Annotated in this window: 14 protein-coding genes; 5 read left to right on the top strand and 9 right to left on the bottom strand. The window is 65.1% G+C overall.

Annotated features, from left to right (window positions below; all coding sequences use genetic code 11):
- Both ACOQFP_RS14405 and ACOQFP_RS14400 read left to right on the top strand, forming a co-directional pair.
- Positions 1-100: IS3 family transposase (locus tag ACOQFP_RS14405; protein WP_421584037.1), on the top strand; the 100-nt coding region annotated here is incomplete at its 5' end.
- A gap of 348 nt (positions 101-448) precedes the next feature.
- On the top strand, positions 449-1,774 hold the full coding sequence (locus ACOQFP_RS14400; protein WP_206486744.1) for a PhoH family protein: 1,326 nt from the start codon (positions 449-451) through the stop codon (positions 1,772-1,774).
- A 49-nt stretch (positions 1,775-1,823) separates the two neighbouring features.
- Here ACOQFP_RS14400 and ACOQFP_RS14395 read toward each other — a convergent pair whose 3' ends face one another.
- On the bottom strand, positions 1,824-2,231 hold the full coding sequence (locus tag ACOQFP_RS14395; RefSeq protein WP_206486745.1) for a limonene-1,2-epoxide hydrolase family protein: 408 nt from the start codon (positions 2,229-2,231) through the stop codon (positions 1,824-1,826).
- Positions 2,228-3,763, bottom strand: coding sequence for a serine hydrolase (locus tag ACOQFP_RS14390; protein WP_421584703.1), 1,536 nt, complete (start codon positions 3,761-3,763; stop codon positions 2,228-2,230). Before ACOQFP_RS14390 ends, ACOQFP_RS14395 begins: the two co-directional genes overlap by 4 nt.
- Positions 3,764-3,937: 174 nt before the next feature.
- On the opposite strand from ACOQFP_RS14390, the gene ACOQFP_RS14385 reads away from it, so the two are divergent.
- Positions 3,938-4,795, top strand: a complete 858-nt coding sequence (locus ACOQFP_RS14385; RefSeq protein WP_421584702.1) for an acyl-ACP desaturase — start codon at positions 3,938-3,940, stop codon at positions 4,793-4,795.
- A gap of 94 nt (positions 4,796-4,889) precedes the next feature.
- On the opposite strand, the gene ACOQFP_RS14380 is transcribed toward ACOQFP_RS14385, so the two are convergent.
- Positions 4,890-6,293: a class II fumarate hydratase gene (locus ACOQFP_RS14380; RefSeq protein ID WP_206486748.1), complete on the bottom strand. Its 1,404-nt coding sequence runs from the start codon at positions 6,291-6,293 to the stop codon at positions 4,890-4,892.
- A 32-nt stretch (positions 6,294-6,325) separates the two neighbouring features.
- Positions 6,326-7,366 (bottom strand): class II fructose-bisphosphatase, encoded by a 1,041-nt coding sequence (gene glpX, locus ACOQFP_RS14375; protein ID WP_206486749.1) that lies wholly within the window; start codon positions 7,364-7,366, stop codon positions 6,326-6,328.
- 135 nt (positions 7,367-7,501) lie between these two features.
- Between glpX and ACOQFP_RS14370 the strand changes: the two genes are divergently transcribed.
- Positions 7,502-8,071 carry a DUF4245 domain-containing protein gene (locus ACOQFP_RS14370; RefSeq protein ID WP_206486750.1) on the top strand — a complete coding sequence of 190 codons (570 nt, stop codon included), beginning with the start codon at positions 7,502-7,504 and terminating at the stop codon, positions 8,069-8,071.
- On the opposite strand, the gene ACOQFP_RS14365 is transcribed toward ACOQFP_RS14370, so the two are convergent.
- Genes ACOQFP_RS14365 through ACOQFP_RS14355 form a run of 3 tightly spaced genes read right to left on the bottom strand, consistent with a single transcriptional unit; the run spans position 8,068 to position 10,183 of the window.
- Positions 8,068-8,295 carry an exodeoxyribonuclease VII small subunit gene (locus ACOQFP_RS14365; RefSeq protein ID WP_206486751.1) on the bottom strand — a complete coding sequence of 76 codons (228 nt, stop codon included), beginning with the start codon at positions 8,293-8,295 and terminating at the stop codon, positions 8,068-8,070. The two genes, ACOQFP_RS14370 and ACOQFP_RS14365, sit on opposite strands and share 4 nt — an antisense overlap.
- Positions 8,296-8,309: 14 nt before the next feature.
- The gene (gene xseA, locus ACOQFP_RS14360) at positions 8,310-9,587 is read right to left on the bottom strand and encodes an exodeoxyribonuclease VII large subunit (RefSeq protein WP_421584701.1); all 1,278 of its coding nucleotides are present in this window, start codon (positions 9,585-9,587) and stop codon (positions 8,310-8,312) included.
- Complete coding sequence (locus tag ACOQFP_RS14355; protein WP_421584700.1) at positions 9,584-10,183, bottom strand: lipid droplet-associated protein; 600 nt, start codon at positions 10,181-10,183, stop codon at positions 9,584-9,586. Before ACOQFP_RS14355 ends, xseA begins: the two co-directional genes overlap by 4 nt.
- 88 nt (positions 10,184-10,271) lie before the next feature.
- On the opposite strand from ACOQFP_RS14355, the gene ACOQFP_RS14350 reads away from it, so the two are divergent.
- Positions 10,272-11,279, top strand: coding sequence for a 4-hydroxy-3-methylbut-2-enyl diphosphate reductase (locus ACOQFP_RS14350; RefSeq protein ID WP_341243606.1), 1,008 nt, complete (start codon positions 10,272-10,274; stop codon positions 11,277-11,279).
- 42 nt (positions 11,280-11,321) lie between these two features.
- Here the strand turns inward: ACOQFP_RS14350 and ACOQFP_RS14345 are convergent, their stop codons facing one another.
- Positions 11,322-12,356, bottom strand: a complete 1,035-nt coding sequence (locus tag ACOQFP_RS14345) for a DUF6542 domain-containing protein (protein ID WP_341243605.1) — start codon at positions 12,354-12,356, stop codon at positions 11,322-11,324.
- Positions 12,357-12,376: 20 nt separating this feature from the next.
- Positions 12,377-13,543, bottom strand: coding sequence for a DNA recombination protein RmuC (locus tag ACOQFP_RS14340; RefSeq protein WP_206486756.1), 1,167 nt, complete (start codon positions 13,541-13,543; stop codon positions 12,377-12,379).
- Positions 13,544-13,641 lie beyond the last annotated feature (98 nt).

Genomic DNA, 13,641 nt, shown 5'->3' with positions numbered 1-13,641 from the left:
GATCGAGGACTACATCGACTGGTTCAACAACGACCGCATCTCGCTACGCTTCGACGGCCTGAGCCCGGTGCAATACCGAGCCCAGGCCCTCGCAGCCTAGGATTTCCATTAACGGTCCAACCCACGGGGTCCAGTGCAATGCAAGGGTCCATTCACGCGTACGGGGAGGGCGGTTTCGACACCGGGCGACTGTCGACCAGGTCCGATGTCGACGTAACGCGTTGTTCACCGACACGCCAGACTCCCAGCGAGCCGAACCCGGGTTTCGGCGGTACCGTCGGCAGTAACAGGCAGCGGGGAAGCTACCTGTGCGGGAGGTTCTGATACGTGACTGAGCTAGTGAGCGCGAGAGGGCCGGCACCCGGCCCTCGTGTCATCTGACACGTCAGGACCGACCGGCCCGAGCGACCAACGTTCGTGCGGTGTCGTGCGAACATAGGAGCCCCACGTGACCACTTCACGCTCCGTTTCCGCCCCTCTTCGGACCTTCGTGCTGGACACCTCGGTGTTGCTTTCGGACCCCTGGGCAGTCATTCGGTTCGCCGAGCACAATGTGGTTCTCCCGCTGGTGGTCATCAGCGAGTTGGAGGGCAAACGCCACCACCACGAGCTGGGGTGGTTCGCGCGGGAATCCTTACGGATGCTCGATGATCTCCGCGTCGAATTCGGCCGACTCGATCAGCCTGTTCCGATCGGAACCGACGGTGGCACACTGCAAGTCGAGCTCAATCACACCGATCCTTCGGTGCTTCCAGTGGGCTTCCGCACCGACACCAACGATTCGAGGATCCTCGCCTGTGCACTCAATCTGAAGGCAGAGGGCAAGGATGTCGTGCTCGTCAGCAAGGATATCCCGCTGCGAGTCAAGGCCGGTGCCGTCGGCCTTCCCGCCGACGAATATCACGCTCACGATGTGGTGCCGTCCGGTTGGACGGGGATGACCGAGCTCGACGTGCAGCCCGATGCAGTGGACACGCTGTTCAACGACGGCGTCATCGATCTTGCCGAGGCGCGAGACCTCCCGTGCCACACCGGGGTTCGGTTGCTGGCGGGTCGCCAGAGCGCGTTGGGTCGGGTGACTCCCGATAAGCAGATTCAGTTGGTTCGCGGTGAGCGAGAGGCATTCGGCCTGCACGGGCGTTCGGCGGAGCAGCGGGTGGCGCTGGACCTGCTGCTCGACGAGAGCATCGGCATCGTCTCGTTGGGTGGTAAGGCCGGAACGGGTAAGTCGGCGCTGGCGCTGACGGCCGGGCTCGAAGCGGTGCTCGAGCGTCGGTCGCATCGGAAAGTCGTTGTGTTCCGGCCGCTTTACGCGGTCGGTGGACAGGAACTCGGCTACCTACCAGGTAGCGAGAGTGAGAAGATGGGCCCGTGGGGGCAGGCGGTGTTCGATACCCTCGAAGGGCTCGCGAGCCCCGAGGTGATGGAAGAGGTCATCGCCCGCGGGATGTTGGAAGTGTTGCCGCTCACGCACATTCGCGGTCGGTCGTTGCACGATTCCTTCGTCATCGTCGACGAGGCGCAGTCGCTGGAGCGCAATGTGTTGCTGACGGTGCTGTCCCGGCTGGGTTCGGGCTCACGCGTCGTACTCACTCACGACGTCGCGCAGCGAGACAACCTCCGCGTCGGACGGCACGACGGTGTTGCTGCCGTGATCGAAAAGCTCAAGGGGCATCCACTTTTCGCGCACATCACCCTCAGCCGCAGTGAGCGTTCACCGATTGCTGCGCTGGTGACCGAGATGCTCGAGGAATTCGGCCCCTCCGGAGCCTGACTCTGGTGAGCGGAACTTCGTAGCACACGGCGAAGTTCCGCTCACCTGGTCACCGGCCAGTTATCGCCCGGAAGGCTCCGCGGACAACGCCTTTGAGGAAATCCACATTGTCGAAATGATCACGCCACACGGCCACTGTGCCGTCGCGCATCTCGAAGGTTCCGCATACCCAGAACTCGATTCGCAGTCGACGCCAGATCAACGCGTCCGTGCGTTCGGTGAGAACGATGTCTCCGTCGGCTGCGATGTGGTGAATCTCGACGTCGAATCCGTACGCAGGCTTGGCAAGTGCCTTCATGAACCATCCGACGTTCGAGGAGCCGCGCACCTTCGGGAGCCCGACGTTGTGCCAGACGATCTCCTCGTGCAGAAGAGCCATCGCGCGGTCGGTATCGCGATCCCTCACCGCGTAGAGCATGTCTGCGACGATCGCGGTTGGCTGCTGTGTCTCGGTCACTTGATGAACCGCCCCAATCCACTGCCGTCGAAGAACTCGAGCGTCAGCGTGTTCGCGTCGAACTTCGCTTGCGAAATGGACCCGTCGGGTGCATTCTCGCCGCTCGGCTCGAACGTGAACGTGTCACCGTCCCAGTGCGACAACGGGTAGGAGGTTCCGTTCGGCCCGAGGGCCAACGTCAGCTCCCCGTCGGCCTCCGCCACCGTCGCCGGCCCCCAGTAGCTGTTCTGGTATACCCCCACGTACGACGCGAGAGGTTGGGGCGCAGCAGCATTCGCGGGGGCAGTCTTGCCTGCGAGCTCGCCCGCCGGGTTACTCATTCCGGCGAATGCGTTCTTGTACAGCGTTCGCCAGTCCTCGCGTACCTCGCCGAACTGGACGAGGTCCGCGAACTCGGCTGTCACAGTTTCGGCGATCCCGAGTGGTGCGGCGTTGGTCAGCACGACTATGGCGACGTCGAGCGAGGGAATCCATACGAAGTTGGTGCCTGCGCCGAGCGCGAACGCGCCCGAATGACTCACCGTCGTGCGACCTGCCCCGTTGTTGGAGACGTTGAATCCATACCCGTAGTAGCCGGCGCGCGAGTCCGGTGTGGCCGACGGGTCCGAGACGATCTGCGCGCGCACTGCAGGCAGAAGGGCCTTGGGGTCGAGCAGTTCTCCTCCGTCCGCGTTGAGCATCGTGAGCCATTTCGCGAGGTCGTTCACCGAGGAGCTGACCCCGCCTGCCGGGGTCTGTGCGTCGGGGTCGCGTTGATATTTCGGCTGATATTCGCCGTCGACGAGGACGTGAGGCACGGCCCGATCGGACCGATCCATGTAATCGGAGAACGACGAGCTCGTCGAGGTCATGCCGAGCGGTCCGTAGATCGCGTCCTGGCTGAGGGTGTCCCAGTCCTTACCCGACGCTGCCGCGACGGCCTCGGCTGCGGCGGTGACCCCGAAGTTGGTGTAGTGGTACGTCGAGCGGAACGGGTCGAGGGGCACCTGCCGCAACCGTTCGAGAACCTGCCTGCGGTCGTAGCCGAGATCTTCGAGCAGGTCTCCTGCGTGATCGGGCAGCCCGCTTCGATGCGCGTAGAGGTCGGCGACGGTGACGTTCCGGGTCACCCACGGGTCGTCGAGGGCGAACCACGGCAACTGTGAGACCACCGGTGTCGACCAGTCGATTACTCCAGCTCCCACCTGGGACGCGACGACCGTCGCCCCGACCGACTTGGACAGCGACGCCAGCTGGAACACCGAGTCGCCGTCGATCGGGTCGTCCTTGCCCACCTCACGAACCCCGAAACCCTTCGAGTAGAGGACATCGGAGCCGTGCACCACAGCGACGGCCATCCCGGGAATGTTCGACGACGCCATCAGCTCCTCCACGATGCCGTCAAGCTTGCCGACGGCATCGTCGATGCGGCCGGCCGGAACATCGACGCCTGCGACCTGGCCGGGGGACAGGTCCGCTGTCGGTGCGGACTCGGACGGCGGCGGACTGGCGGTCGGCGGCGCGTCGTTCGAGCACCCGACCAGCACCAACATCGAGCACACAACAGCAAGACACAGACAATCTCGACCCGACCGCATCACGAGTAGTCCTCACTTCGGTGACTGGTTGCCCTAGAGAGTAGACCTGCGCCGACCCGGTTTCAGGAGAATTCACAGAGGTCAGGGGCACGGCGTTGGACGTCTGGGCGCAGGCGCTACGGTTACCGCATGTCTACGAACCTGTCCGACGGTGATCTGCTGGTCCGTTTGGAGCCCGCGGTCGAAGAGAATCTGAAACGCCACATCGAGGCAGCGAGCGAATGGCACCCCCATGACCTCGCCCCGTTCGACGAGGGCAAGAACTTCGCCTTCCTCGGCGGCGAGGATTGGACGCCCGAGCAGTCCCATCTGAGCGATGTCGAAATCCTCTCCGCCACGGTCGGCGTCCTCGTTGCCGACAACCTGCCCGCGTACCACCGCGAACTTGCCCACGCCCTCACCGGCCTCGGAGCCTGGTGGAAGTGGACCGGTCGGTGGACGTCGGAGGAAAATCGGCAGTCGATCGTGCTGCGCAACTTCCTGGTGCTCACTCGCGCTGTGGATCCGGTCGCTCTCGAGCGCGTCCGGATGGAGCACATGACGACCGGGTACGACGCACCCAGTCGTCACCTGCTCGACATCCTCGCGCATTTCGCCATCGAGGAAGCCGCAGCCTCGCTGCGCCACCGCAACACGATCGCGCTCGGTCAGGACCCGGTGCTGGCCAACATCCTCGGCAAGATCGCCGACGACGACGCATTGCAGTCGACGTTCTACGCCAACATCCTCGACGAGGCATTCGCCGTGGTGCCGGACCAGGCCGCTCGCGCAGTCGCCGATCGCATCAACGGCTTCGAGATTCCCGTGGTGGATCTGCCCGAGCGGGGTAACAGCACCGTCGCCTTGGCCGATGCCGGTATCTACGACGCCGATCAGGAACGCGAGAAGGTGTTCAAGCCGCTGCTCGCGGGCTGGAAGATCTTCGACCGCACCGATCTGGGCGAGGATGGGCTGAAGGCACGCGAGGAACTCGCTCACCTCGCCTGAGGTTCACCCCCTTTCGAAAGCGTGAATGGTCCATTGCACACACGTCTCGGCGGTGCAATGGACCATTCACGCGTTTCGGGGGCGAACGGGAAAGCTAGTCCTCGACCTTCGCCATGGCGAGAACGTCGAGGCGCTTGTCGAGTTCGGCCTCGCTGAGCTTGTCGCCGATCAGCCCGCGGTCGATGACCGTCTGACGGATCGTCTTCTTCTCCTTCAGCGCCTGCTTGGCGACGGCGGCAGCTTCCTCGTAGCCGATCGCGGAGTTCAACGGCGTCACGATGGACGGCGAGGACTCGGCGAGGGTCTTGAGGTGCTCCACATTGGCGGTCAGTCCGACGACGCACTTGTCGGCGAACAGGACCGAGACGTTGGCGAGGAGTTTGAACGACTCGAGGACGTTGCGCGCCATCATCGGGATGTACACGTTGAGCTCGAATGCGCCCGATGCACCGCCGAATGCCACCGCGGCGTCGTTGCCGATGACCTGAGCCGCGACCTGCGTAACAGCTTCGGGGAGAACAGGATTGACCTTGCCTGGCATGATGGAGCTGCCGGGCTGCAGGTCCGGTAGGGCGACCTCGCCGAGTCCGGTGAGCGGGCCCGATCCCATCCAGCGAATGTCGTTGGCGATCTTGGTCAGCGAGACCGCGATGGTGCGCAGTGCGCCCGATGCCTCGACGAGTCCGTCGCGCGCGGCCTGTGCCTCGAACGAGTCCTTGGCGGCGGTGAGCGCCTCGATTCCGGTCGACTTGACCAGCTCCGCAACGACTTTCGGGCCGAAGCCGTCGGGTGCGTTGAGGCCGGTTCCGACGGCGGTACCGCCGATGGGCAGTTCACCCAGGCGAGGCAGGGTCGCCTCGACGCGCTCGATGCCCGCTTCGATCTGACGGGCGTAGCCGCCGAATTCCTGGCCGAGGGTGACCGGGACGGCATCCATGAGGTGGGTGCGGCCGGACTTCACGACGGTCTTCCACTCGACGGCTTTCGCGGCGAGCGCCTCGTGCAGGTGCTTCAACGAGGGAACCAGCGAGGTGACTGCTGCCTCGGTGGCGGCGACGTGGGTGGCCGTCGGGAACGTGTCGTTCGAGGACTGCGACATGTTCACGTGGTCGTTGGGGTGCACCTCGACGCCGTTGGCCTTCGCGATCGACGCGATGACCTCGTTGGCGTTCATGTTCGAGCTGGTGCCCGAGCCGGTCTGGAACACATCGATCGGGAACTGGTCGTCGTGCTTGCCCTCGGCGATTTCGTTGGCAGCCGCGATGATGGCGTCGGCGAGGCCGCCGTCGAGCAGACCGAGATCCTTGTTGACCTGAGCGCACGCCGCCTTGAGCAGACCCATCGCGCGGATCTGGGTGCGTTCGAGCGGCCGCCCCGAGATGGGGAAGTTCTCCACCGCACGTTGAGTCTGGGCACGCCAGAGCGCGTCGATGGGAACGCGTACCTCTCCCATGGTGTCGTGCTCGATCCGGAACTGCTGTTCGTCTGTCTGCGTCATGAGCCTTACTTTGCCAGTAGTGGTTTCGGGGATCAGAAGGACGGTGCCTGGCCGGACTCGTCGGCGTCGAAGTCGACCGAGGAGTATTCGCGCAGCTTCGCGAGGCGGTGGTATGCGTCGATCATGCGTACGGTGCCGGACTTCGAGCGCATCACGATGGACTGGGTGTGTGCGCCGCCGCCCGCGTAGCGGACGCCGCGAAGCAGGTCGCCGTCGGTCACACCGGTGGCCGTGAAGAACACGTTCTCACCGGAGACGAGGTCCTTGGTGTCGAGGACGCGGTCCAGGTCGTGGCCGGCGTCGATGGCCTTCTGCCTCTCCTCGTCGTCCGTGGGTGACAGACGGCCCAGGATGGCGCCGTCCATGCAGCGCATCGCGGCGGCGGCGATGATGCCCTCGGGCGTACCGCCGATGCCGATGAGCATGTCGGTTCCGGAATCGGGCCGGGCGGCGGCGATAGCGCCTGCGACGTCACCGTCGGAGATCAACCGGATGCGGGATCCGGCGTCGCGCACCTGTTGGATCAGTTCGGCATGCCGGGGGCGATCGAGGATGCACACCGTCACATCCGATGCGGAACCCTTCTTCACCTTGGCGATACGGGCGATGTTCTCCGCGACGGGGGCAGTGATATCGATGACATCCGCGTAGTCGGGTCCGACGGCGATCTTCTCCATGTAGAAGACGGCGGACGGGTCGAACATGGCACCACGTTCGGCGACGGCGAGCACCGAAATGGCGTTGGGCATGCCCTTGGCCATCAAAGTGGTTCCGTCGACGGGATCGACGGCGAAGTCGACGTCGGGTCCGTTGCCGTTGCCGACCTCTTCGCCGTTGTAGAGCATCGGAGCTTCGTCTTTCTCGCCCTCACCGATGACGACGACTCCGCGCATCGAGACCGAGGCGACCAACTGACGCATGGCGTCGACAGCAGCTCCGTCGCCGCCTTCCTTGTCGCCGCGACCGACCCAGCGACCCGACGCCAGTGCACCGGCCTCGGTGACGCGTACGAGTTCTAGTGCGAGGTTGCGATCTGGCGCCATGGCGCGAGTGGACTCGGTGCTGGCCGTCATCGGTTTGTAGCCTCCTGGTTGGTGGGGTGTTACCCAGGCGCGATTATCTCACTTCTGTGATGTCTGCGGTGGGGTCGGGTCGGCTGTGAGGTACGCGGCGATCGAGCACTGCCGTGCGGAGGGGATACTGGTGCAGTGGCAAACAGCAAACCTCGGATTCTCAACAACAACCGCGACATGGTCTGGTCGCTCATTCCGCTGGTCATAGCCTGTTTGCTGATTGCGGGCGTGGCCAGCCAGTGCTCGCTGAGCCCGGGTGGTCCCAAGCAGGGGCCCATTCCCAATTTCGACGTGAACTCCGCACTGCAGTACGACGCGGCGGAAATCGGCTTCCCGGTGCGCAATCCGAGTGTTCCCGAGGGATGGACGCCCAATTCGGGTAGCCGGGCGACCATCTCCGGTGACAGCGGCGGACCGGTCACGACTGTCGGATATATCACCGAAACCGGGGGATACCTGCAGCTGACCCAGACGTCGGCGTCCGAGGAGCTACTGGTTCCGTTCGTGGCGGGCGAGACGGTGTATGCGTCGGGCGCTCAGAACGTATCGGGTCGAGAGTGGGTGGTCTACGGCGAGGAAGGCTCGCGAACGTACTGGGTCTCGGATTTCGGTGACGTCCGAATACTTCTGGGCGGCACCGCAACCAAGGATGACTTCACCACGCTTGCGGCGACCCTCGACGAAACACCACCGCTCGCCCCCTAGCTGTCCGTCTCGGTACTCGCCAGCGCGGTCTCGATTCTCTTGCGCGCGCCGGCGAGTTGTTCCTCGCAGCGGGTTGCCAGTTGCTCGCCGCGCTCCCACAGGGCGAGGGAGGCGTCGAGGTCGAGCCCACCTTGCTCGAGAATCTTCACCACACCGACCAACTCGTCGCGTGCTTCCTCGTAGCCCAGTTCGGACACCGGTTTGGTGTCTTCGTTCTCGCTCATCTGTGCTCCTTCTGTCATTTGACTCTCCCCATGACGGCGGCGGTGACAGCACCGTCGGCCACCCGCACTCGGATCTGTGTACCCGGCGGAGCGTCGTCCACCGAACGAAGGACCTCGGGATCCGAACCCGCGACCACCCGCTGCACGACGGCATAGCCCCGCGCAAGTGTGGCAGCCGGTCCCAGCGTCGACAGCCTCGCCCGCAGATGTTCGACGAGGGTGTCCTGGGTGGTGATCTCGCGCTGGACATCGCGTCGCGCGGCGTCGGCCAGCCGTCGGATCTCCTCGCGGCGGAGTTCGATCGACGCCAGTGGGTCCGCCAGCACCGGCCGGTGCCGGAGCATGTCCAGGCCACGCGCCTCACGCTCGACCCAATTGCGGAGTGCGGCGGCGCTTCTGGATTTCAATTCCGAGACCAGGGCTTGTTCTGCGACGGCGTCGGGCACCACGAGTTTGGCGGCGTCGGTGGGCGTTGCGGCGCGCAGGTCCGCGACGTGATCGCTCAGGGGACTGTCGGGTTCGTGACCGATCGCGCTGACGATCGGCGTGGTTGCCCGCGAGATGGCACGGCACAGGGCCTCGTCCGAGAACGGCAGCAGGTCTTCGACGCTACCGCCGCCGCGGGCCAGGATGATGACGTCGACTCCGGGGTCGTCGTCGAGATCCTTCAACGCCTCGAGAATGGCCGGCACTGCCTGCGGGCCCTGAACGGGAGTATTGCGGACCTCGAATCGCACTGCGGGCCAACGCCTCTGTGCGACGGTGAGTACGTCTTTTTCGGCTGCACTGGCGCGAGCGGTGACGAGCCCGACGGTGCCGGGTAAGAACGGCAACGGGCGCTTGAGGCGGGCATCGAACAATCCTTCTGCGGCGAGCAGGGCTCGGAGTCGTTCGATGCGGGCGAGCAGCTCGCCGACGCCCACCGCTCGAATATCCGTAGCGCGCAGCGAAATGGTCCCGCGGCCGGTGAAGAACGACAGCTTGCCGTACAGGATGACGCGCGCGCCCTCGGTCAGCGGAACGGGTGAACGCTCGAGCAACTGAGGCGAACACGTCACCGACAACGACATGTCGGCCGAGGGATCACGCAACGTCAGAAATGCGGTGCGGGTGCCGGGGCGAGCGTTGATCTGTGTCAGCTGCCCCTCGACCCAGATGCTGCCGAGGCGATCGATCCAACCGGCGACCTTCATCGCCACCGTGCGCACCGGCCACGGTTGTTCGGCGGAACTCGCGGCAGAGTTCGTAGAACCGGGCTGGGTGGGGCCGGACTGGGTTGAAGGAGTGCTCACTTGGCCTTGGCGGTGGTGATGCGATTGGCCAACATCGTCTGGAACGGCGCACGGGCAAGGGTGGCGTTCTCGTAGTCGAGCAGAGTCTCGAGGTCCTCGACCGAGAGCGAGCGCAGCCGCGCGCGCAATTGCGCCAGCGCCAGGGTGTCGAAGTCGATCATCTCGACGATCTCGGGCTTGTCGACGCCGGGGGAACGCTTGGCCGAGGTGTCCTGCACCGGCTCGTCCACCGGAGGCGTCGAATACAGCGCGAACCGGCCGTTCGCGGCGATCGGCTCGGATGCGTCGGGTACATCGACGTCATCGGTGACGACGGGCGCGCCGAAGACATCGTTCTCGTCTCCGTCCTCGTCGAATTGCGCCCAGGCCGGCTGCTCTTCACGCGGAGTTCCGACGACCGGAAGTGTCGCGATGATCACATCGCCCTTGATGGCCAGCGCCGTGACCTGTTGCTGCAATCGCATCCCCCGGGCGAGCGCTTCGCTGACGACCGTCATCGGCAGCATCAGGGCGGAACCGGGAAGCTTGCGAGCCTCTTCCACGACGGTCACCGCGACGCCTGCGGCCACGCGTGCTGCAAAGGGGACTCGAGTCATGCCCACCAGACTGCCCGAATTCGTCGACTTTGGGTAGCCGACAGGCTGGAGAAGCTGCACTGTGCTACTTGCACGTACCCTGGGAGTCATGTCTTCGGCCGTTCCCTTGAATCTAGGTATTGCACATTCCGCCGGTGGTGGTAAGCCCGCGTACTCCGGGGGTAAGCGAGTGCTGCTCGCCGAGCCGCGGGGCTACTGCGCGGGAGTCGATCGTGCAGTCGAGACCGTCGAGAAGGCGCTGGAACAGCACGGTGCGCCGGTGTACGTGCGCAAGGAGATCGTGCACAACCGACATGTCGTCGAGACATTGTCCGATCGCGGCGCGGTGTTCGTCGAGGAAACCGACGAGGTGCCCGAGGGTGCACTACTGGTGTTCTCGGCCCACGGGGTCTCACCGGCCGTGCACACGTCCGCGGCCGAGCGGAACCTGCGCACCATCGATGCGACCTGTCCGTTGGTGACCAAAGTGCATCAGGAAGCGAAGCGGTTCGCTCGGGACGACTACGACATTCTGCTGATCGGTCACGACGGCCACGAGGAGGTCGAGGGCACAGCAGGAGAAGCACCTGAGCACATTCAGCTGGTCGACGGCCCCGAATCGGTGGACAACGTCACCGTTCGGGACGAGAACAAGGTGATCTGGCTGTCGCAGACCACACTCAGCGTCGACGAGACGATGGCGACCGTCGCCAAGCTGCGCGAGCGATTTCCGACGCTGCAGGACCCGCCCAGCGACGACATCTGCTACGCCACGCAGAACCGTCAGGTGGCGGTGAAGGTGATGGCACCGGAATGTGACCTGGTGATCGTCGTCGGATCGAAGAACTCCTCCAACTCGGTCCGTCTGGTCGAGGTCGCCCTCAACGCCGGTGCGCGCGCGAGCTATCTGGTCGACTACGCCAAGGAAATCGACCTGGCCTGGCTCGACGGTGTCGAGACCATCGGCATCACATCCGGTGCGTCGGTGCCGGAGATTCTGGTGCAGGGCGTCATCGATCTGTTCGCCGAGCACGGGTACGCGGACGTGCAGCCGGTCACCACCGCGAACGAGACCCTGGTGTTCTCGCTGCCTCGTGAGCTACGCCCGGCTCGTTAGGGTCTACCAGCAGCCGGTCCGCCCGATACGGCTGCGGACAATTCAGTCCGTCCGGCGGTCGCGGTAGCGCACCTTCGGTACCGGATGCGGGGGAATGTCGTCCCGATGGGGCGTGGGGAGCGAGTGAGTGCCACGCGGGTTGTCGGCGGCGGAACTGCTGGTGCCGGGAGCCACGACCGGCCGGGCTCCGGTGCTGTACGGGTCGGCCACCTCGCGAGGAGGTTGCACGCGGGCCGAGCGCTCGCGGCGCGGTTCCGATGAATACCGGGGTTCGGCAGGCTGTGCCCGCTGAGGCTGCCGCGACTGCGGATACTGCGGCCGCTGGTAGTCGGGCTTCTGACGCTCGGGCCTGGCGTAGTCCGGCCGGGGGGAGTCGGTGGGGGAAAATCGAGGCTGCGGCGAGGGCGTCGGCGTTGTCGAGCGGCGATCGGTTCCGGTGCGCGGACGAGACGCGGCGCTCGAACGCCCGACGTACGGCTCGCTCACGATGTCGGTGGCCTCGGTAGCCGATACGGGGCTGCGGTCGGCGGGGTCTGTTCGCCTGCGGGGGCGTTCGGGTCGCTCGGCCTGCGCTCGTCGCTGCGCCCTCCCGGGCTTGTCTTCGCTGGGTTTCTTGTTGCGCCGCACTGCGGGTGCGTGCGTGTTCTGCCGCTTGAGCACGATGCGCAGCACACCGAGACCGACTGCAACCGCGGTGCCGAGCAACATCAGCGGAAAGCGGTTGACCAGCGGAATGGCGACGTTGAGGATGATGTCCTTGAGGCCGGTTCCGGCGTCTTCCGTGAAGTACTGGTACGCCAGCGGGACGGCCACGAACAGGATCAGCGGAGCTTGGACCATCGCGGTGAACAGTCCGCGGTAGCGAACCAACACGACGGCAGCGATGCAGCCGAGAACGTAGAGAAACGCGAACGCGCCGGTCAGCTCAGTTCCACGAGCAGCATCGACGAGAAATCCGAGAAAAGTCAGACCGGCGGCGATAGCGACAGCGCCCCACGCAGGCACGCCGGGCACATTCGCGAGGATGGATCGGTGATCCAGCGGTACCCCGGAGCGGGCACGTTGGGAGGTAGACACCCCTCGAGGTTAGCCGTAGTTCAGCCGACTGCATCGTCGACATGACCGAAGTCGTGCCGGTAGCGCGACGAATCGGACAGGGTGGGCCGCACATCGACCCGATTGATCTGCACCGGCTCGGCGTCGAACAGTTCGAGTTCGTGAAGTTTTCTCGCCGTCACACTCACTCTGGTGTCGACCGACCCGACGGTGGAATTGAAAGACTCCACTGCCTTGCCGAGATGGGCTCCGAGCTTGTCCAGGTGCGCCCCGACGACGCCGATGCGCGTATACAGCTCTCGTCCCAACTGTTGGATGCGCGCCGCGTCCTCGGCCAGGGACTCCTGTTTCCAGGTGTAGGCGACGGTGCGCAACAGTGCCACCAGTGTGGTGGGGGTGGCCAGGATCACGTTCCGGCCGAAGGCGTATTCGAGCAGGCCGGTGTCCGAGGTCAGCGCCGCATCGAGGAACGGGTCGCCGGGAACGAACAGCACCACGAATTCCGGGGTCGGCTCGAACGCCTGCCAGTACGCCTTGTCGGCCAGCTGATCGATGTGGGTGCGCAGTTGTTTCGCATGGCGGCGCAGATGCTTCTCGCGCGCACCGGCGTCCTCGTCCTGAGCGGCATCGAGGTAGGCCGCGAACGGGACCTTGGCGTCGACCACGATCTGTCGACCTCCGGCGAGTCGGACGATCATGTCCGGTCTGATGCCGTCCTTGCTGACCTGAGTGTCGAAATCGCAGTGCTTGAGCATGCCTGCGAGCTCGACGACCCGCTCGAGCTGGATCTCGCCCCACCGTCCCCGGATCTGCGGTGCGCGCAGTGCCGTCACCAGCTGGCCGGTCTGGGTGGACAGATGCATCGAGGCCCGGTGCATCCCGGTGACCTGCTCCGAGAGCCCCGCGTAGGCCCTGATCCGATTGTGCTCGACCTGCCGCACGTGCTCGGACAGCGCGTCGACGGCGTCGTGCAACGGCTCGACCAGATGTGAGACCTGTTGGCCGATGACGGTCGAATGCCGACGCGCGGAATCCTCGTTGACCGCACTCAGCGACTGCCGAAGCAGGCTCTCGTGCTCGCGCACAGCGGCCAGTTGGGCCTCGGCTCGTACGGCTCGATCACCCATACGCGAGGCATGCAGCAGCCAGCCCACGACCACTCCGATGCCGAGGGCAACGAGAAGGCCGAATGCGGTGAGAATGTTCATGGGAGCAGATGATGCAGGACGGCGCCGACAGGTTCGGTTCGCGCAGCCGGTCGATCCTTCTCACTTTCCGACTGGCCGTCGCGCCTCGAGGAGTTTGT

Source organism: Rhodococcus sp. MALMAid1271 (genome assembly GCF_049195265.1).
GTDB lineage: Bacteria > Actinomycetota > Actinomycetes > Mycobacteriales > Mycobacteriaceae > Rhodococcoides.
This window is presented reverse-complemented; position numbering and strand designations above follow the sequence as displayed.

Excerpts from the sequence above, each read along its gene's own strand:
- ACOQFP_RS14350 (WP_341243606.1), top strand. The coding sequence starts at position 10,272 with ATGTCTTCGGCCGTTCCCTTGAATCTAGGTATTGCACATTCCGCCGGT.
- ACOQFP_RS14340 (WP_206486756.1), bottom strand. The coding sequence starts at position 13,543 with ATGAACATTCTCACCGCATTCGGCCTTCTCGTTGCCCTCGGCATCGGA.
- glpX (WP_206486749.1), bottom strand. The coding sequence starts at position 7,366 with ATGACGGCCAGCACCGAGTCCACTCGCGCCATGGCGCCAGATCGCAAC.
- ACOQFP_RS14385 (WP_421584702.1), top strand. The coding sequence starts at position 3,938 with ATGTCTACGAACCTGTCCGACGGTGATCTGCTGGTCCGTTTGGAGCCC.
- ACOQFP_RS14365 (WP_206486751.1), bottom strand. The coding sequence starts at position 8,295 with ATGAGCGAGAACGAAGACACCAAACCGGTGTCCGAACTGGGCTACGAG.
- ACOQFP_RS14380 (WP_206486748.1), bottom strand. The coding sequence starts at position 6,293 with ATGACGCAGACAGACGAACAGCAGTTCCGGATCGAGCACGACACCATG.
- ACOQFP_RS14355 (WP_421584700.1), bottom strand. The coding sequence starts at position 10,183 with ATGACTCGAGTCCCCTTTGCAGCACGCGTGGCCGCAGGCGTCGCGGTG.
- ACOQFP_RS14390 (WP_421584703.1), bottom strand. The coding sequence starts at position 3,763 with ATGTTGGTGCTGGTCGGGTGCTCGAACGACGCGCCGCCGACCGCCAGT.